Below are 17,599 nucleotides of genomic sequence, written 5' to 3'. Positions count from 1 at the left end.
GCGCCCGATGGACTATACCTATCAACAGGCAACAAACCGCTTTCGATACCGCATCGTCCACGCCTCATTTCGCGTGATGCTGGTCAGAGGACTGGCGCGGTGTGTCGCCTTCCGTGAAAATAGCCACCGTGAGCATCCTCGCCACACGCAGACGGACGATCTGGGCGGCCCTGAGCACCGGGGCCGCGGGTGCGGCGATGGGTACCGGGCTCTGGGGCGCGTACAGCTTTCTGAACTCCCAGGCCAGACAGGTTCGCCTGGTGATCCCGAAGACTCACGACGCTCCCCCGGTGGCCGACGGCCTGTACGAACCCGGTGGCGCTCCGGTGACCAGATACAGCCGCGGCGTGCAGTACGACCTGCACCTGGCGATCTTCGGAGACTCCACAGCCACCGGCTATGGCTGCCACATACCCGACGAGGTGCCCGGGGTGCTGCTGGCGCGCGGCTTGGCCGAAGAATCTGGGAAGCGAATCCGGCTGTCCACCAAGGCGATATCGGGTGCGACATCCAAGGGGCTGGCCGCGCAGATCGACGCCATGTCGATCATCGGCCCGCCGCCGGACATCGCCGTGATCATGATCGGCGCCAACGACGTGACCTCGCTCAACGCGGTGCGGGCCTCCGCGCAGCGCCTGGGTCTGGCCGTGCGGCGTCTGCGCGCGGCCGGGTCGGCCGTGGTGGTGGGTACCTGCCCCGATTTCGGGGTGATCACCGCGATACCGCAGCCGCTGCGCGCGGTGGTGCGATCCCGCGGGCTACGCCTTGCCCATTTCCAGGCGGCGGCGGTGCGGGCTGCCGGTGGCGTGCCTGTCCCGCTTGCTGATCTGCTCTCACCGGAGTTTCTGCAGGCACCCGAGGAGATGTTCGCCGACGACCACTACCACCCATCGGCCGCGGGATACGCGCTGGCAGCGCGGCTGTTGCTCCCGGCCGTCGCGCATGCCCTCGGCGAATGGACGGGAGGACCCATTCCGGATTTGCCATGGGTGTCCGCCGCCGCGGAGGCGCAGACCATCGGCGCTCGGATGCGCGTCATGGGAAGGATCTGGCGGCGCGCTGCTACGGAGATCGGGGTAGCGGTCGGCCAGCCCGCTGCCCAGCCCGACAATCTGCCCGTCGCGTCGCTGCATTAGATTCCAGGGGAGTAGAACGAGTACTAATTCCCCTATATCAGGAGTTTTCATGCCCGAAGCCGTGATCGTTTCCCTCGCCCGCTCCCCCATCGGGCGCGCAGGCAAGGGCTCGCTGGTGAGCATGCGGCCGGACGACCTGGCCGCCCAGATGGTGCGCGCCGCGCTCGACAAGGTGCCCGCACTGGACCCCAAGGACATCGACGACTTGATGCTGGGCTGCGGTCAGCCCGGCGGTGAGGCCGGTTTCAACATCGGTCGTGCCGTGGCGGTGCAGTTGGGTTACGACTTCCTACCCGGCACCACCGTCAACCGCTACTGCTCGTCCTCACTGCAGACCACCCGGATGGCGTTCCACGCCATCAAGGCCGGCGAGGGCCACGCCTTCATTTCCGCTGGCGTGGAGACGGTTTCGCGTTTCCCGAAGGGCACCTCCGACGGGTGGCCGGACAGCCACAACCCGCTGTACGGCGATGCCGAGGCCCGCACCGTCACTGCCGCGCAAGGTGCCACCGAATGGCATGACCCGCGTAACGACGGCCTGACCCCCGATGTCTACATCGCGATGGGCCAGACCGCCGAGAACGTGGCACTGCACACCGGCATTAGCCGTGAGGACCAGGACCACTGGGGTGTGCGCAGCCAGAACCGGGCCGAAAAGGCCATCGCCGACGGCTTTTTCGAGCGTGAGATCACCCCGGTGACCCTGGCCGACGGCACCGTCGTGTCCAAGGACGACGGCCCGCGCGCCGGCACCACCTACGAGGCGATCAGCCAGCTGAAGCCGGTGTTCCGCCCCAACGGCACCATCACCGCCGGTAACGCCTGCCCCCTCAACGATGGTGCGGCCGCTCTGGTCATCCTGAGCGACACTCGCGCCAAGGAGCTGGGTCTGACCCCGCTGGCGCGCGTCGTGTCCACCGGCGTGTCCGGCCTGTCCCCGGAGATCATGGGCCTGGGACCGATCGAGGCCGTCAAGCGCGCACTGGCGAATGCGGGCAAGTCGATTGGCGATATCGACCTGTTCGAGATCAACGAGGCATTCGCGGTGCAGGTGCTGGGTTCGGCTCGTGAGCTCGGCATCGAGGAGGACAAGCTCAACGTGTCCGGCGGTGCAATCGCCCTGGGCCACCCCTTCGGTATGACCGGCGCGCGCATCACCGCCACGCTGCTCAACAACCTGACCACCTACGACAAGACCTTCGGCGTCGAGACCATGTGCGTCGGCGGCGGCCAGGGCATGGCGATGGTCATCGAGCGGCTCGCCTAACTAGCTCGTCAGCGCCGAAACCGAGGTTGTGGCGAGTTCGTCTCGCACATTCCCGCCATAACCTCGGTCTCGGCGACACTAAGATTCAGTCGCGATGACCACTATCGGAACTCCCCTGTCACCGCGCGCGACGCGGGTCATGCTGCTCGGCTCCGGCGAATTGGGCCGTGAGGTGCTGATCGCTCTGCAACGGCTGGGCGTTGAGACCATCGCCGTCGACCGCTATCAGAACGCCCCCGGCCACCAAGTGGCCCATCACGCGCGCGTCATCTCGATGTCCGACCCGGAGCAGCTGCGCGCGTTGATCGAGGCGGAGAAGCCCGATCTCGTCGTACCGGAGATCGAGGCGATCGCCACCGCGACATTGGAAGCGCTGGAGGCTGAGGGCGCCGTACGGGTGATCCCCACCGCTCGAGCCGCACGGCTCACCATGGATCGCGAAGGCATCCGCCGCCTCGCGGCCGAAACACTCGGATTGCCCACCAGCCCTTACCAATTCTGCGACTCGCTCGCCGAACTACAGGCCGCGATCGACGGCGGTGTCGGGTACCCGTGCGTCGTCAAGCCGCTCATGAGCAGCTCCGGCAAGGGGCAGAGCAAGCTGGACGGCCCCGCTGATGTCAGCGCCGCCTGGGATTACGCCATGGCAGGCAGCCGGGTAACCAACACGCGCGTGATCGTCGAGGGATTCGTCGAATTCGACTACGAAATCACGCTGTTGACGGTCCGGGCGCTGGGCGAAAGCGGGGAGATCGAGACCAGCTTTTGCGCGCCAATTGGGCATCGCCAGGCCAACGGCGATTATGTCGAGAGTTGGCAGCCGCACCCCATGTCGGACGCTGCCTTACGGAGTGCACAGCGGATAGCCCTCGCCGTCACCGAAAACTTGGGCGGGCAGGGCATTTTCGGCGTCGAGCTCTTCGTCAAGGGCGACCAGGTGTATTTCAGCGAAGTGAGCCCACGCCCGCATGACACCGGAATGGTCACCATGATCACGCAGTGGCAGAACGAATTCGAACTGCACGCCCGCGCCATCCTCGGGCTTCCCGTCGACACGACGTTGAAAACCCCCGGTGCCAGCGCGGTCATCTACGGCGGGGTCGACGCCGAGGGCGTCGTATTCGACGGTGTCGAGGACGCCCTGCGCGTGCCGCGTACTGATCTGCGCTTGTTCGGCAAGCCGGAAAGCTTCGTCACCCGCCGCATGGGCGTGGCCCTGGCATACGACGCGAACGTGGAGACCGCGCGGCGCAATGCCACCGAAGCCGCGCAGCGGGTCCGCGTTTCTCACTGACACGAAAAAAGGGCGCCCCTGGCGCGGGGCGCCCCTTTTTCTATCGTGAGTACTAGTCGTTCTGGAAGTAGCTCAGCAGCCGCAGGATCTCGACGTAGAGCCAGACCAGGGTGACGGCCAGGCCGAGGGCGATGCCCCAGGCGGCCTTCTCCGGTGCACCGGCACGGACCATCTGGTCGGCGGCGTCGAAGTCGATCAGGAAGCTGAACGCGGCCAGACCGATGCAGACGAGCGAGAAGATGATCGCGATCGGTCCACCGCTGCGCAGGCCCATGTCGATGCCGAAGAATCCGAGCACAATGTTGCCCATCGCCAGCACCAGCACGCCGACCAGACCGGCCAGCAGCATCCGCTGGAACTTGGGCGTGACGCGGATGGCACCGGAGCGATAGACGAACAGCATGCCGATAAACACGCCGACGGTGCCGAGCACCGCCTGGCCGATCAGGGCGCCGGCGTTGGCACCGGCAACCTGGAAGGTCAGCGCGAAGGAGATGGCGCCGACGAACAGACCCTCGAGCGCGGCGTAGCTCAGCACGATCGCCGGGTTGTCCTGCTTACGCCCGAAGCTCGCGATCATCACCATCACCAGGCCGCCGAGCCCACCCACGAGCAGGAACGGCATCGCCAGCGCGGTGTTGGCACTGACGAGGAAGTAGGAGGCGATGGCGACGGCGACGATCACCCCGAGGGTGATTCCGGTCTTGGTGACCACGTCGTCGATCGTCAGCGGCCGGGATACGCCGGCCTGGGCCTCCGGGTAAGCGGTGTACGGGTCCTGTCGCATCTGCTGGGCCGCCATGGCACCGGCACCTGCAGCGCCCGCCCCGAACTGCGCATAGCCGCCACCCTCTTTTCCGGGCAGCGTCCGAAGAATGGGATTGCTGGTGGTTCGCACCGTCGTGATCCTCTCCTGGAAGTGCGGTACCGCGATGCGCGGCCTCCGCAGATGACGTTAACGAGTCAACTGGTGATTCAACGAGCAGGAAAGTGCAAGAGTTCCGCGCTTACGCCACTGGTCCCTGCGGCTGTCCGGCCACGTCTGAGCTCAGACTACCGCCCAGACTCCACGGTGGCGGCAAATCCCTGTGAGATCCCTGTGAACAGTAGGGTTTTTAGCTGGAAGTCCTACTAGACATTACATGGATGTCCAACTAGATTCAGAAGCGCCGACCTCCCGGATTTCCAACCGCTTCCCAAGGGGCTACACCATGAGTTCGTTACCTGATTCCCTGCCCAAACTGACGCATTTCGTCGCCGGTAAGCGCGTTCCCGGCACCTCCGGCCGCTTCGCCGACGTCTATGACCCGACACTGGGCAAGCCGGTGCGACAGGTGCCACTGGCGGACGTTTCCGAAGTCGAGGCCGTCATCGCGAACGCCGCGGAAGCTCAGCCCGGCTGGGCCGCGCGCAACCCCCAGCAACGCGCACGTGTGCTCGCCAAGTTTGTCGACCTGGTCCGCGCGGAGATCGATGAGCTGGCCACGATGCTGTCCCAGGAGCACGGCAAGACCCACGCCGATGCCAAGGGCGATATCGAACGCGGGCTTGAGGTGTGCGAATTCGCCACCGGCATTCCACACCTCATCAAGGGCGAGTACACCAGCGGAGCAGGCACGGGTATCGACGTGTACTCCATCCGCCAGCCCCTCGGCGTGGTCGCAGGCATCACCCCGTTCAACTTCCCCGCCATGATTCCGCTCTGGAAGGCCGGCCCCGCACTGGCGTGTGGAAATGCCTTCGTGCTCAAACCCTCCGAGCGTGACCCCTCGGTGCCGCTACGTCTTGCCGAGCTGTTTCTCGAAGCAGGACTGCCGCCGGGTGTCTTCAACGTCGTCAACGGTGACAAGACTGCCGTGGACGCGCTGCTGCACGATCCGCGCATCGCCGCGGTCGGATTCGTCGGATCCACCCCGATCGCGCAATACATCTACGAGACCGCCACGGCCAACGGCAAACGGGCTCAATGCTTTGGCGGCGCCAAGAACCACATGATCATCATGCCGGACGCCGACATCGACCAGGCCATCGATGCGCTGATCGGTGCGGGTTACGGCTCGGCCGGCGAGCGCTGTATGGCGATCTCGGTCGCGGTACCTGTCGGTGAATCCACCGCCGAGCGGCTCGTCGACGGTCTGACCAAGCGCGCCCGCGAGCTGGTGGTCGGACCGTCCCTGGACGATGGCGTCGACTTCGGCCCGCTGGTGGGCGCCGACGCACTCAAGCGGGTGCGCGACTACATCGATATCGGCATCGCCGGGGGTGCGCAGCTGGTCCTGGACGGCCGCGACCTTACGGTCGATGGCCACGAAGATGGATTCTTCATCGGGGCATCACTTTTCGATCACGTGACGCCCGAGATGCGCATCTACAAGGAAGAGATCTTCGGACCGGTGGTGTCGGTGGTGCGCGCCAAGGATTACGACGAGGCGCTGCGCCTGCCCTCTGAACACGAGTTCGGGAACGGTGTCGCGATCTTCACCCGCGACGGCGACACCGCACGTGACTTCTGCGCCAAGGTCAACACCGGAATGATCGGAGTGAACGTGCCGATTCCGGTTCCGGTGGCGTACCACACGTTTGGCGGCTGGAAGCGATCCGGGTTCGGCGACCTCAACCAGCACGGACCCGACTCGATCCGGTTCTACACCAAGACCAAGACGGTGACCCAGCGCTGGCCTTCGGGCACCAAAGAGGGCGCCTCCTTCGTCATTCCGACCATGGACTAGCGGTGTTTTCACTAACCGCCGAGCAGCGCGAAATCTGGAACACGGCACGGGAATTCGCCGACGTCCACATCGCGCCGCACGCCCTGGAATGGGACCGCGACAAGCACTTCCCGGTCGAGGTGTTCCCTAAGGCCGCCGCACTGGGCATGGGTGGCATCTACATCAACCCCGATGTCGGCGGCTCCGGGCTCACCCGCCTGGATGCCTCGGTGATCTTCGAGGCGATGGCCACCGGGTGCTCCGCCGTCTCGGCGTTCATCTCCATCCACAACATGGCCGCCTGGATGATCGATGAATTCGGCGATGAGGAACAGCGGCAACGATGGCTGCCCTCGATGTGCACCATGGAGACGATCGGGGCCTACTGCCTGACCGAACCCGAATGCGGCAGTGACGCATCGGCCTTGCGGACCAGCGCGGTTCGGCAGGGAGACGAGTACGTGCTCAACGGCGTCAAGCAGTTCATCTCCGGTGCCGGGGCGGCGGACCTCTACGTGGTGATGGCACGCACCGGCGGTCCCGGCCCGCGGGGCATCTCCACCATCGTGGTGCCCAAGGACACCCCGGGGCTGTCCTTCGGGCCCCCCGAGCGCAAGATGGGCTGGCACGCTCAGCCCACCGCGCAGGTTGTCTTCGAGGACGCCCGGGTGCCGGTGGGCAACCGAATCGGCGAGGAAGGCATCGGATTCACCATCGCGATGCGCGGCCTCAACGGCGGCCGGCTCAACATCGCGTCCTGCTCGCTCGGTGGTGCCCGCTCGGCACTGGAGAAGAGCATCGAGTACCTGCGCACGCGTAAGGCATTCGGTGACGAGCTGATCAAGTTCCAGGCGCTGCAGTTCAGGCTCGCCGATATGGCCACCGAGCTGGAAGCGGCCCGCACCATGGTCTGGCGTGCGGCCTCTGCGGTACACGAGGGCGATCCGCGCGCGGCCGAACTCTGTGCCATGGCCAAACGCATTGCCACTGACGTAGGTTTCACGGTGGCCAACGAGGCGTTGCAGCTACACGGTGGCTACGGTTACCTGGCCGAATACGGCATCGAGAAGATTGTGCGTGACCTACGGGTGCACCAAATTCTGGAAGGAACCAACGAGATCATGCGAGTCATTGTGTCCCGCAAGCTTATCCAGGAAGGGCTCCCCGCGTGACGGATCAGATCGAGACGCGGGTCGAAAAGGGTGTCGGTCTGCTGACGCTCAACCGTCCCAAGGCCATCAACTCGCTGACCAACGACATGATCACCGCGATGTCGGCGGCCCTGTCCGAATGGGAGGCCGACGACGCGGTGCGTGCGGTGGTGCTCTCGGGCGCCGGTGAGCGCGGCCTCTGTGCGGGCGGCGACGTGGTGGAGATCCACAACAGCGCCAAGATCGACGGTGTCGTTGCCCGCCGGTTCTTCCGCGAGGAGTACCAGCTCAACGCGCAGGTCGGCCGGTTCCCGAAACCGTATGTGGCGCTGATGGATGGCATCGTAATGGGTGGTGGGGTGGGAGTGGCAGGGCATGCCAACACTCGCATCGTCACGGATACCTCCAAGGTCGGCATGCCCGAGGTGGGGATCGGATTCATCCCGGATGTGGGCGGAACCTATCTGCTCTCCCGTGCCCCGGGCCAGCTTGGATTGCACGCCGGACTCACCGGCGCCCCGTTCTCCGGTGCCGACGCCATCGCATTGGGGTTCGCCGACCACTACGTGCCGCATGACCGACTCGCCAAGTTCACCAGGGCCATCATCGACAGCGACATTGCCACCGCGCTCGCGGTGCATGGCGCCATTGCTCCCTCGAGTGACCTTTTGACCCAACGTAGTTGGATCGACGAGTGCTATGCGGGGGAAACCGTCGCCGACATTGTCGCGGCGCTGCAGGCGCACGGCGACGAGCGAGCCCGCGCTGCCGCCGATCAGATCCTGACCCGATCCCCCATCGCATTGTCGGTGACGCTCGCCGCGGTGCGACGGGCCCGCGAATTGCCCTCGCTGGAAGCGGTGCTCACCCAGGAGTATCGGGTGTCCAGCCAATCGGTGAGCTCCCACGACCTCGTCGAGGGCATCAGGGCGCAGCTGGTCGACAAGGATCGCAACCCACAGTGGGATCCGAAGACACTCGCCGCGGTCACCAAGGCCGATGTCCAGGCCTTCTTCCAACCAGTCAGCGATGATTTGGAGTGGTCATGACAAATATTGCCTTTATCGGCCTGGGCCACATGGGATTACCGATGGCGGTCAACCTCACGAAGGCCGGGCACACCGTGGCCGCCTTCGACCTGTCCGAGCAGGCACGCGCAGCCGCCACCGAGGCCGGTGTGCCGCTGGCGGAATCGGGGGCGGCGGCTGCCGCGACTGCCGATGTGGTGATCACCATGTTGCCCAAGGGTGAGCATGTGCTCGCCGCGTATCAGGACCTGCTGCCCGCGGCGCGTCCGGGCACGCTGTTCATCGACTCCTCCACCGTCGACGTGGCCGATGCGCGCGCCGCACATGAGGCGGCGACCACTGCGGGACATCGCTTCGCCGACGCTCCGGTATCGGGCGGAGTTCCCGGCGCTACCGCGGCGACATTGACGTTCATGGTGGGCGCCGAAGACGCCGTATTCGGCGACGCCGAAACGATTCTGGCGGCAATGGGCAAGCGCATCGTGCACTGCGGCGGCCCCGGCGTGGGACAGGCCGCGAAGATCTGCAACAACATGATCCTCGGGGTGTCGATGATCGCGATCAGCGAGGCGTTCGCGCTGGGCGAGAAGCTCGGCCTGAGCCATCAGGCTCTTTTCGACGTCGCCGCCAATGCCTCGGGCCAGTGTTGGGCACTCACGTCGAACTGTCCCGTGCCCGGCCCGGTGCCCACCAGCCCCGCCAATCGCGACTACGCGCCCGGCTTCGCCGTCGCCCTGATGGCCAAGGACTTGGGACTGGCCGCCAATGCGGTGCGCACCAACGGAGTTGATGCACAGCTGGGCCTGGCCGCAGCCCATATCTACGACGACTTCAATACCTCGGGCGGCTCGGGCCTAGACTTCTCGGCGATCTTCACGCGAATTCAAGGAGTGTCATGACTTTCGAAACCATCCTCACCGAGCAGATCGACCGGGTCGCTGTCATCACCCTGAACCGGCCCAAGGCGCTCAACGCGCTGAACTCGCAGGTGATGAACGAGGTCACCACCGCCGCAGCAGAATTCGATGCCGATCACGGCGTCGGAGCGATCGTCATCACCGGCAGCGAGAAGGCCTTCGCAGCGGGCGCGGATATCAAGGAAATGGCCGACCAGTCGTTCAGTGACATGTTCGGTTCCGACTTCTTCGCCGCCTGGGGCAAGTTGGGCGCCGTGCGCACCCCGACCATCGCGGCCGTGAGCGGATACGCCCTCGGCGGGGGATGTGAGCTGGCCATGATGTGCGACCTGATCATCGCCGCCGAAAACGCCAAGTTCGGCCAGCCCGAGATCAAGCTGGGCGTGCTGCCCGGCATGGGCGGGTCGCAGCGGCTCACGCGCGCCATCGGCAAGGCGAAGGCCATGGACATGATCCTCACCGGGCGCAACATGGATGCCGCCGAGGCCGAGCGCAGCGGCCTGGTGTCGCGCGTGGTCCCCACCGAGAGCCTGCTCGACGAGGCCAAGGCCGTCGCCAAGACCGTCTCGGAGATGTCACTCTCGGCCTCCATGATGGCCAAGGAAGCCGTCAACCGGGCCTTCGAGTCCAGCCTGACCGAGGGATTGTTGTTCGAGCGCAGGATCTTCCACTCGGCGTTCGGAACCGCGGACCAGTCAGAGGGTATGGCCGCATTCGTTGAGAAGCGTCCTGCCAACTTCATTCACCGGTAAAGATTCATCGGAACCATGACCCTGCCGTTCGATCCCGTCGACGATGCCCATCGCCATTGGGTTGAGAACGGCTGGGGTGAGGTCGCCGACGGGATGGCGGCCGTCACCTCGGTGATGCGGGCCCACCAGATCATGCTGGCGCGCGTCGAAGATGTGTTGCGCCCGCACGGCCTGACATTCTCGCGGTACGAGCTGTTGATGCTGCTGTCGTTCAGCCGGGCCGGCTCCATGCCGATGGCCAAAGCCAGTGCACGCCTTCAGGTTCACCCGACATCGGTGACCAACACGGTGGACCGCCTGGAGGAGGCGGGGCTGGTGCGTCGGGTTCCCAATCCCGCCGACGGCCGCGGCACTCTGGTGGAAATCACCGATGCCGGACGCGATCTCGGTTCGGTGGCCACCACCGACTTGAACGCGAAGGTGTTCGCACAGATCGGGCTCTCACCCTCACGCACCCGCACCCTGGTGTCGGTGCTGACGCACCTGCGACGCGACGCCGGAGACTTCGGATGAACAGCGTGTGCCACGACCGACGTTCCGGCTAGATCAAGATGTCGTTGTCCTTGAGGGCCTTGTATCCGCCGATGACGTCGGTGGCACGGTAGAGGCCGATCTCCTGCAGGGAGGCGGCGGCCAGGCTGGACGTGTAGCCCTCCTGGCACAGGATGACCCATTCCACGTCGTGATTGCCCGCCTCCGGGATCCGGGCGTCACTTTCCGGATCGAGACGCCACTCCAGAACATTGCGCTCAATGACGAGGGCGTTGACCACTTCGCCCTCCTCGGCGCGCTGCGCCGCGGGACGAATATCGACAAGGAATGCGCCACGGCCGAGCGCGGTCGGCACCTCGGCGGCGGGCAGACGGCGCAGGCGTCCGCGCGCCGTGGCCAGCAGATCGTGGATCGTCATGCCGCCGGTCCTTCGGGCTCATCGGTGAGGATGGTGCGACTCCGTCGCAGCGTCTTGGCTTGAGTCACTTCGTAGTACGACATCGCGGTCAGCGGCGGCGAGTACGCATGCACGCTCAGCGTGGGTCCGGTGGCGATACGCACGGGGGCCTCCGGCGCACGCATCACGTCGTGCACCCACCCCAGCGGGAATCCGGCTTGATCCCCCGCGTCGAGCCGACGGCGCACCAGTTGACTTCCATCCCAGCGATATTCATGCAACGAACCGTTGAGCACGGTCAGCGCGCCGAGCGACCCGCAGTGGTCGTGCAATTCGGTGGACTTGTCGGGCACCCAGCTGATCAGCCAGACATCGAGCTCGTCGTCGGCGTGAATGCGGGTAGCCCAGCGCTCGTCAACCGGAAGGCCGCCCGCGGGCAGCAGATTGTCGAAGCGGCCATGCAGGGCGTCGTCGGCACCCTCATCGGTGATGCGGAGCAGATCCGGCAGTCGCAGTCGGGTGGGTGAGGATCCGGCGGAGGACGGGCGACGCAAATCCAGGACAGATGCAGTGGTCATGAAGGCTCAATCGATGGCAGGGGCAGGGATGGTGGCGGCTAGCCGCAACACCACCCCTGAAAACCCCTGTGTCCCATCACAGCTGAAATGGTACCGGCGTTTTCCAGCGCTTTTCCCCTCCGAGCAAAAGCTCTGAGTGAGTAAATGTTGCCGCTGGTAGGCACTTGCTACTTTGGAGTGGTGACCGCCACAACCCGCATCGCCGCGACCCTGATGGCCCTCTGTGTCCCGTTGATCGGCGCGGCATGCACGTCGAAATCCGACGACAAGGCAGCTCCGGGCCCAACCCACGGCTCCACCGCCCCAGCCGAGAAACCCGCCGCACAGCCCCCCGCCTCCGGCTCGGGACTGTCGCCCGCGGGCGTCACGACGTCCGTGGACGCCGCACCCAGTTCCCTGGAGGAGGAGTACTACCAAGCCTGCCGCGCGGCCGCCGACTGGATGACCGGGAAGCAGGATGGCCCCGCCCAGCTGGTCGAGGGGTACTTAGAGTCCATTCAGAGCAGTGGGAACGTGGGCCCCGGGACTTTCCATAAGTCCTGGCATGAGCTACCCGCAGACCGGCAAGCTGCGGTGATCGTGGCGACGAATGCCGCCGCCGAGCAGCAGTGCTAAGAACCGCCCGATAGGGCGCCTGTCGATACCCTTTGCGATTCAACAGCATTCAGAGAAATCTGACGCGATCGCATCACTCAGCAAACATCGAGTAATGCTCGTAACCTCACCTTGGACGAACCCGCACACGGTGTTAGCATGCTCCGGTCAGTGCTCATGGGGTCACGGATGCAATGAATGTGTCCACTCACCGAACGGACGGTAACGACGTTGGCAAATTCAGATCAGCTTCCCCCGAAGCCCACGCTGGTTCATTGGACGATCGTCGGAGCGGCAGTTGTCGCAACCATCGTCGCGGCGGTTGTCGGCTTCACGGCGGGTGATACCGAACTCGTCCGATTCGTACAGGGCATTGTCACGCCACTGCTCGCGCTCGTCTCCGGAATCTTGATTGCCGATCTGTATCACCGCATTCAGCAGAGCAACAAGCTTGACCGCAATGTCGGGCAGTCGGCGTACTCGACGATGGTGACGCTGCAGGGCATGATCGACGTGGACAAGCACCTCGCGAGCGCGTCGAACGACCTCAACGAGGGCAACAAGCAGTCGGCCTCCAGCGCCCTGAACCTCGCGCTGACGATCAGCCGCCTGACTTTGCGCCACGCCTTCCAGGCACTGCGCGAGTCGGAGAATGTCTCGAGCACCGCGGTGGCCAAGGCCAAAACCGATTTCGCCACGGCCGAGACCGCCGGACAGCCGGAGCGGCAAAAAATCGAGACCGCGGCGCGCCCGAACAACTACACCGTCGGCGTGGGCAATGCCTGAAGAGACAAAGCCAGCGGAGCAATCGGCTGGTGACCTGGAGCCAGAGCCCGTCGACCCGATCATCGGGAAGGTCGCCGACATCGTCGACCGCTACTCGGTGCTGGTCAACAAGGGTGACGACGCCGGCGTAGAGGTCGGGATGATCTTCTCGGTCATCGGGGCCACCGGGACCGCCGTGCGCGATCCCGAAACCGGCGATGACCTGGGCACGCTGCCCATCGAAAAGGCGCGCATCCGGGTCACCGAGGTGTACTCGAAGTTCTGCCAGGCCGAGACCTACCGGGTCACCGAGCCTGCGGTCGCGGGCCTGATCAGCGACATCCTGCAGGAACAGTGGCCGGGAACGACCGACGACTTCGGCCGCGAGCAGTTCCAACTGAACGTCGTGCCCACGCCCATCGTTCCGGATGCGGCCGAGGTGCACATTGATGTCGGCGACTACGTCTGCGAGCTGACTCCGGCTTCGTAGTCCGCCACGCCATTTCGGTGCATTTTCGGGCGAATAGCACCTGACATTTGCAACGAAATCACTCAATGGCCAATAGGTGAACATCGACAAACTCACCTAAATGGCGCGCTTATGTTGTTACGTTCGGATCATGGATACCAATCTGATGAAACGAGCAGCAGGCGCGGTTTCCATCGTCGCCTTATCCGCGGCGGTCGTTGTCGCGTGTTCTCAAGATGACAAAAACGCCGCCAAGGAGTCGCTATCCAGCGCGACCAGTGCGGCATCGTCGGCCATCAGCGCTGGTGGTAGCGCCGCATCGAGTGCCGCATCGTCGGCAAGCAGTGCGGTGTCCTCCGTCGTCGCCGGGGCACCTTCCACCGTCAATGTGCCGGGTGTCGGCGATGTGACGTTGGAGCCGCCAGTGGCCGAGGCGTACACCAAGGCCGGCGGAGAGGCCAAGCTCGGCCTGCCGACCGGACAGCCCGAAAAGGTGGGCGACGGCACGGTGCAGGCATTCGCCAAGGGCACCATTTTCAGTTCGCCGGCCACCGGTGCGCACCTGGTACAGGGCGAAATCCTGAAGGTGTACACCGAGCAGGGTGGAGCGGGCGGCACGCTCGGCTTCCCGACCGCCGACGAGGCCGAGACGGCCGGCGGACCCGATGTGGCCAAGGGCGGCTGGATCGGCGAATTCCAGAAGGGCTCCATCACCTGGCTGAACCAGGGCGACGGAACCTTCAAGGACACCGTCACCCCGAAGTAGCGATTGGCGGCCGCGGCGGGCGCTGAGCAGTCAGCGCCTGTCGCGGAACCAGCGCGGGTTCTCCGCCGGCGACCAACCCGGCAAGGTGAGATCTGGCCATGGCGGCCGACGGATGATGGCTGCCAGTCCCAGTACGGCCGAGATCAGGCCGGTGAGTATGCCCAATGTCGAGGCTAGATCGGCGTTAAAAGAGGGCTGCCATTGAGCATTCCCGTCCTTGACGACGAAGACGCCCAGCGGTCTCGCCCGTGTTTCCAGGGGTTCGCCGCCAGCGCCGCTGCCCCGGGTGCGCACCTTGGCAACCGTGATCACCATGGTGCCGTCAGCAGTTGTGTATGGCTCGCCGTAGACGATGGACTTGCCGCCGTCGGTCACGAGTCCTTCAAATGAGCTAGGCAATTGCATGCCGCCCATTGTGGTCGCCGACAGCGTCGGTGGCGAGGAATTCTTTTAGGCCTCGGCGCCCGAGAACAGCAACAGGTTCCCGTCGGGGTCCTTCACGATGAAGGTGACGCTGCCCCACTCCTCCGCCTGCAATGGCTGATGGAAGTCCACACCCGCGGCCTGGTACTCGTCATGGAGCGGTCCTAGCTTGTACGTGGTGAGCGTGGCCGAAATCGGATCACGCTCAGTGGCAAGGAAATTAGTGTCAAACACCGGGGCGGCGACCTTGCGTAGATTCAGGCTCGCGCCGCCGCGCCGCACCTGGCCATAGAACGCCGGCTCGCCGTAGGTGAAGGTCAGCTCGAATCCGAGCGTGTCGACGTAGAAGCCGACGGCGCGTTCGAAGTCGGCGACGAAGAGCTGTGGTTCGGCGGCCACAATCTCGGTGGAGCCCATAGCCAAAACGCTACAACCATTTGCCCGCGAACAACTCCAGATGCCCACAGTTGGGGCAGCGCCACGCGTCAATCGCGCGGCGAGCGCCGCCACGCTTGGCACCAAAGAAGCCAACCTTGAGAGGACCTCCCACCCACCACACATGTCCGGCAGCGGCCTGCCCACTGTCTCCCAGGAATCCAATCTCGGAGCCCTCGGTGCCACATTGCGTGCAGCGAGCGTTTTTCGTGCCATCCCCCGCGTCTGTCATTTCCGAAGGCTATCGCCGTGCGAGTCTCAGTGTGCGACCATCTGTAGGTGGAGCCGGATGGTGACCCCGAAGCCCGAATCCGGGAGCTGGAACGCTCACTGAGCGAAACGGCCCGGAGATCGGAACTGGGCGTCACCAACCCGAGCCCGTATCCGCCGCAGACGTCGAGTCCGTATCCACCGCCGCTCTATGGCACGCCATATCCGACCCGTTCTCCCGCCCCCAAATTTCTCCGACGATTCATGGTGTTCTTCGCCGTGATCACTGCGGGAGTGGCCGGGCTTATCTTCTACGCCGCCAAACCCACAGCCCCGCACAATGTTCCGACGGGCTCGGGCCCATCGGCCACGCGGCCCGCCAGGTCGACCGTCGTCAAGCTCCCGACTCGGACCAGTGCGACACCGTCGACCACGTCAACCCCCGGCCCCACGTATGCGCCGCCCGGCTCAACCTTCAGCGTCTCCGGTACGCACAAGCAGATAACGGTCAACTGCGACGACTGCTCGGTGAGCGTCAGCGGAGTATCCAATACCGTTGACATCGTTGGGAATTGCGACACCCTCACGGTATCGGGTGTCGAGAACACGGTGACCGTAGAAGCCGCGCGCACGATCGGCGCCTCGGGTTTCGACAACAAGGTCACGTATCACTCCGGGGAACCGGAAGTCTCCAAGTCCGGCGACAACAACACCGTAGAGCAGGGTTGAAGGGACGGCGCTCAGCTCACCGGTGAGCGGCCATTCGACGCACGCTCGGCGGCCCCCAATAGGGCATCCCGAAACTGTGGATGCGCGATGGCCGCCAGCGCCTCGCCGCGCTCTCGTACCGTCCTGCCCTCCAATTCCGCGGCGCCGTACTCGGTGACGATCACGTCGACCTGGTGACGCGGCGTGGTGACAACGACACCGGGACCAAACCACGGCACGATGCGCGACTGCACCACACCGTCCTTCTCGAATGTCGAAGGCAGACAGATCAACGACCGGTCCGACAGCTCCAGCCCGGCCCCGGCCACAAAGTCCTCGGCACCGCCGATCCCGCTGAACTGCCCTCCAGAGATGGTGTCGGCGACAACCTGCCCCTGGATGTCGATGGCGAGCGCACCGTTGATCGAGATCATGTCGTTGTTGGCGCCGATCACCTCGGGTGCGTTGACAATCTCGACCGGGAGGAACGCAACTTCGGGGTTGCCGTCCAGCCACGCATAGAGATCCGGCGATCCGAAGGCGAAGGTTGTCACACTCACGCCGTCGTACTGCCCCTTGCCGGTGTTGGTGATCTTGCCGGCGCGGTGCAGTTGCATGCAGCCGTCGGTGAACATCTCGCTGTGCAGCCCGTAGCTGCCGCCGTCCCCCTCGGCCAACAGCGTCGCAATCTGGTTGGGAATAGCCCCGATTCCGGTTTGCAATGTCGACCCCGAACCAATGAATGCCACGGCGTGTTGGGCGATGGCCCGATCGATATCCGACGGCCCCGCATCGCCGCCGGGTAACGCCAGCGGGGCATCCGTCGACTGCACAATGATGTCGATCTCGTCAATGTGCAGTGCGTGGCGATGCTGCTCCCCGAACCCGAACGTGCGCGGATATCCTTCGGATACTTCGACAATGAGCAGGCGCTCCGGATCAGCGCCCGCACGGCGCAACTCACCGATCGTCCCGCCCGCGTGCAGCGACAGAGAGCACCAGCCGTCGGCGTCGGGCGGCGTCGCGACGGTCGTCATCACCCGCGGCGACTGGCGCTCAAGCAACGGGCCGAACCGGCGGAAGTCCGCAGCCGCGAATTCGATATCGGCGCCCATATCGCGCAGCGCGCGCTCGATCGGCCCGAAGAAGCCCGACAGGTAGTGCACACCCGGGCGGGAGAACAATTCGGTGCCGACCGCAAGCAGCGCGCCGTACACCCGCAGATCCGTCCAGTCTTTACGTGCGCCGAGGGCACGCAGTAAGGCCGGTGGCTGGCCAGGGCCAAGAGGGATTCCCAGCGTATCGGTGGGGTTCAACAGTGCAGCGGCTTGTTCGGCGGTGAGCTCCTGCGGCATGGCACCCATCTTGCATGAACCGGTGGGCGGTGCTCGACCAATGGGGTTGCCGGGCTCACCGAAGAACCTCGCGTAAGACCATATGTGGCGAGAACGCCGGGAGTAGGCTCCGCATATCCCGACCGCGCCTCCGCGCGCCGGGTAACTCGGTCTC

General features: G+C 65.0%; 21 protein-coding genes. 14 read left to right on the top strand and 7 right to left on the bottom strand.

The features are described from left to right. Positions 1-128: 128 nt before the first annotated feature. The 3 genes from DSM43276_RS05295 to purT all read left to right on the top strand — a co-directional run bounded on the left by DSM43276_RS05295 (position 129) and on the right by purT (position 3,697). Positions 129-1,136 carry an SGNH/GDSL hydrolase family protein gene (locus tag DSM43276_RS05295; protein WP_078329407.1) on the top strand — a complete coding sequence of 336 codons (1,008 nt, stop codon included), beginning with the start codon at positions 129-131 and terminating at the stop codon, positions 1,134-1,136. Positions 1,137-1,185: 49 nt separating this feature from the next. Beyond that, positions 1,186-2,403: an acetyl-CoA C-acetyltransferase gene (locus DSM43276_RS05290; RefSeq protein WP_078329406.1), complete on the top strand. Its 1,218-nt coding sequence runs from the start codon at positions 1,186-1,188 to the stop codon at positions 2,401-2,403. Positions 2,404-2,497: 94 nt separating this feature from the next. Further along, positions 2,498-3,697 (top strand): formate-dependent phosphoribosylglycinamide formyltransferase, encoded by a 1,200-nt coding sequence (purT, locus tag DSM43276_RS05285; RefSeq protein WP_078329405.1) that lies wholly within the window; start codon positions 2,498-2,500, stop codon positions 3,695-3,697. Positions 3,698-3,749: 52 nt separating this feature from the next. Here the strand turns inward: purT and DSM43276_RS05280 are convergent, their stop codons facing one another. Continuing rightward, complete coding sequence (locus DSM43276_RS05280) at positions 3,750-4,595, bottom strand: Bax inhibitor-1/YccA family protein (protein WP_078329404.1); 846 nt, start codon at positions 4,593-4,595, stop codon at positions 3,750-3,752. Positions 4,596-4,908: 313 nt separating this feature from the next. Between DSM43276_RS05280 and DSM43276_RS05270 the strand changes: the two genes are divergently transcribed. The 6 genes from DSM43276_RS05270 to DSM43276_RS05245 are packed head-to-tail and all read left to right on the top strand — an operon-like array spanning position 4,909 to position 10,766. Then, entirely contained in the window at positions 4,909-6,426 is a 1,518-nt protein-coding gene (locus tag DSM43276_RS05270; RefSeq protein WP_078329403.1) for a CoA-acylating methylmalonate-semialdehyde dehydrogenase, read from the top strand. Between the two features lie 2 nt (positions 6,427-6,428). Continuing rightward, positions 6,429-7,577 carry an isobutyryl-CoA dehydrogenase gene (locus DSM43276_RS05265; protein WP_078329402.1) on the top strand — a complete coding sequence of 383 codons (1,149 nt, stop codon included), beginning with the start codon at positions 6,429-6,431 and terminating at the stop codon, positions 7,575-7,577. Beyond that, positions 7,574-8,605, top strand: a complete 1,032-nt coding sequence (locus tag DSM43276_RS05260) for an enoyl-CoA hydratase/isomerase family protein (protein WP_078329401.1) — start codon at positions 7,574-7,576, stop codon at positions 8,603-8,605. Before DSM43276_RS05265 ends, DSM43276_RS05260 begins: the two co-directional genes overlap by 4 nt. After that, positions 8,602-9,483: a 3-hydroxyisobutyrate dehydrogenase gene (gene mmsB / locus DSM43276_RS05255; protein ID WP_078329400.1), complete on the top strand. Its 882-nt coding sequence runs from the start codon at positions 8,602-8,604 to the stop codon at positions 9,481-9,483. The genes DSM43276_RS05260 and mmsB overlap by 4 nt, the downstream gene beginning before the upstream one ends. Further along, positions 9,480-10,253, top strand: a complete 774-nt coding sequence (locus tag DSM43276_RS05250) for an enoyl-CoA hydratase (protein WP_078329399.1) — start codon at positions 9,480-9,482, stop codon at positions 10,251-10,253. The genes mmsB and DSM43276_RS05250 overlap by 4 nt, the downstream gene beginning before the upstream one ends. A 15-nt stretch (positions 10,254-10,268) precedes the next feature. Then, positions 10,269-10,766 (top strand): MarR family winged helix-turn-helix transcriptional regulator, encoded by a 498-nt coding sequence (locus DSM43276_RS05245; protein WP_030094637.1) that lies wholly within the window; start codon positions 10,269-10,271, stop codon positions 10,764-10,766. Positions 10,767-10,794: 28 nt separating this feature from the next. Here the strand turns inward: DSM43276_RS05245 and DSM43276_RS05240 are convergent, their stop codons facing one another. Both DSM43276_RS05240 and DSM43276_RS05235 read right to left on the bottom strand, forming a co-directional pair. After that, a complete protein-coding gene (locus DSM43276_RS05240) occupies positions 10,795-11,163 on the bottom strand; it encodes a rhodanese-like domain-containing protein (RefSeq protein WP_078329398.1) in 369 nt (122 codons plus the stop codon). Continuing rightward, positions 11,160-11,720, bottom strand: coding sequence for a cysteine dioxygenase (locus DSM43276_RS05235; RefSeq protein ID WP_078329397.1), 561 nt, complete (start codon positions 11,718-11,720; stop codon positions 11,160-11,162). Before DSM43276_RS05235 ends, DSM43276_RS05240 begins: the two co-directional genes overlap by 4 nt. 144 nt (positions 11,721-11,864) lie before the next feature. Between DSM43276_RS05235 and DSM43276_RS05230 the strand changes: the two genes are divergently transcribed. The 4 genes from DSM43276_RS05230 (at position 11,865) to DSM43276_RS23980 (ending at position 14,314) form a co-directional block, all read left to right on the top strand. After that, positions 11,865-12,335 (top strand): lipoprotein LpqV, encoded by a 471-nt coding sequence (locus DSM43276_RS05230; RefSeq protein WP_109556057.1) that lies wholly within the window; start codon positions 11,865-11,867, stop codon positions 12,333-12,335. 177 nt (positions 12,336-12,512) lie between these two features. Continuing rightward, complete coding sequence (locus DSM43276_RS05225; protein ID WP_078310056.1) at positions 12,513-13,100, top strand: hypothetical protein; 588 nt, start codon at positions 12,513-12,515, stop codon at positions 13,098-13,100. Next, a complete protein-coding gene (locus tag DSM43276_RS05220; protein WP_078329394.1) occupies positions 13,093-13,569 on the top strand; it encodes a hypothetical protein in 477 nt (158 codons plus the stop codon). Before DSM43276_RS05225 ends, DSM43276_RS05220 begins: the two co-directional genes overlap by 8 nt. A 130-nt stretch (positions 13,570-13,699) precedes the next feature. Beyond that, positions 13,700-14,314 (top strand): LGFP repeat-containing protein, encoded by a 615-nt coding sequence (locus DSM43276_RS23980; RefSeq protein WP_109556056.1) that lies wholly within the window; start codon positions 13,700-13,702, stop codon positions 14,312-14,314. 30 nt (positions 14,315-14,344) lie between these two features. Here the strand turns inward: DSM43276_RS23980 and DSM43276_RS05210 are convergent, their stop codons facing one another. The 3 genes from DSM43276_RS05210 to DSM43276_RS05200 are packed head-to-tail and all read right to left on the bottom strand — an operon-like array spanning position 14,345 to position 15,404. Further along, positions 14,345-14,728, bottom strand: a complete 384-nt coding sequence (locus DSM43276_RS05210) for a hypothetical protein (protein ID WP_078329393.1) — start codon at positions 14,726-14,728, stop codon at positions 14,345-14,347. Between the two features lie 36 nt (positions 14,729-14,764). Further along, positions 14,765-15,154 carry a VOC family protein gene (locus DSM43276_RS05205; protein ID WP_078329392.1) on the bottom strand — a complete coding sequence of 130 codons (390 nt, stop codon included), beginning with the start codon at positions 15,152-15,154 and terminating at the stop codon, positions 14,765-14,767. Between the two features lie 10 nt (positions 15,155-15,164). Next, positions 15,165-15,404 carry a hypothetical protein gene (locus DSM43276_RS05200; RefSeq protein WP_078329391.1) on the bottom strand — a complete coding sequence of 80 codons (240 nt, stop codon included), beginning with the start codon at positions 15,402-15,404 and terminating at the stop codon, positions 15,165-15,167. Positions 15,405-15,451: 47 nt separating this feature from the next. Between DSM43276_RS05200 and DSM43276_RS05195 the strand changes: the two genes are divergently transcribed. After that, positions 15,452-16,111 carry a DUF3060 domain-containing protein gene (locus tag DSM43276_RS05195; protein ID WP_078329390.1) on the top strand — a complete coding sequence of 220 codons (660 nt, stop codon included), beginning with the start codon at positions 15,452-15,454 and terminating at the stop codon, positions 16,109-16,111. Between the two features lie 11 nt (positions 16,112-16,122). Here DSM43276_RS05195 and DSM43276_RS05190 read toward each other — a convergent pair whose 3' ends face one another. Continuing rightward, positions 16,123-17,445, bottom strand: coding sequence for an acetyl-CoA hydrolase/transferase family protein (locus DSM43276_RS05190; RefSeq protein ID WP_078329497.1), 1,323 nt, complete (start codon positions 17,443-17,445; stop codon positions 16,123-16,125). Between the last annotated feature and the right edge of the window lie 154 nt (positions 17,446-17,599).

It is taken from the genome of Mycobacteroides salmoniphilum, from assembly GCF_004924335.1.
Lineage (GTDB): Bacteria > Actinomycetota > Actinomycetes > Mycobacteriales > Mycobacteriaceae > Mycobacterium > Mycobacterium salmoniphilum.
The sequence above is the reverse complement of the archived record's forward strand: the minus strand, read 5'-3'. Positions and strand labels throughout refer to the sequence as shown.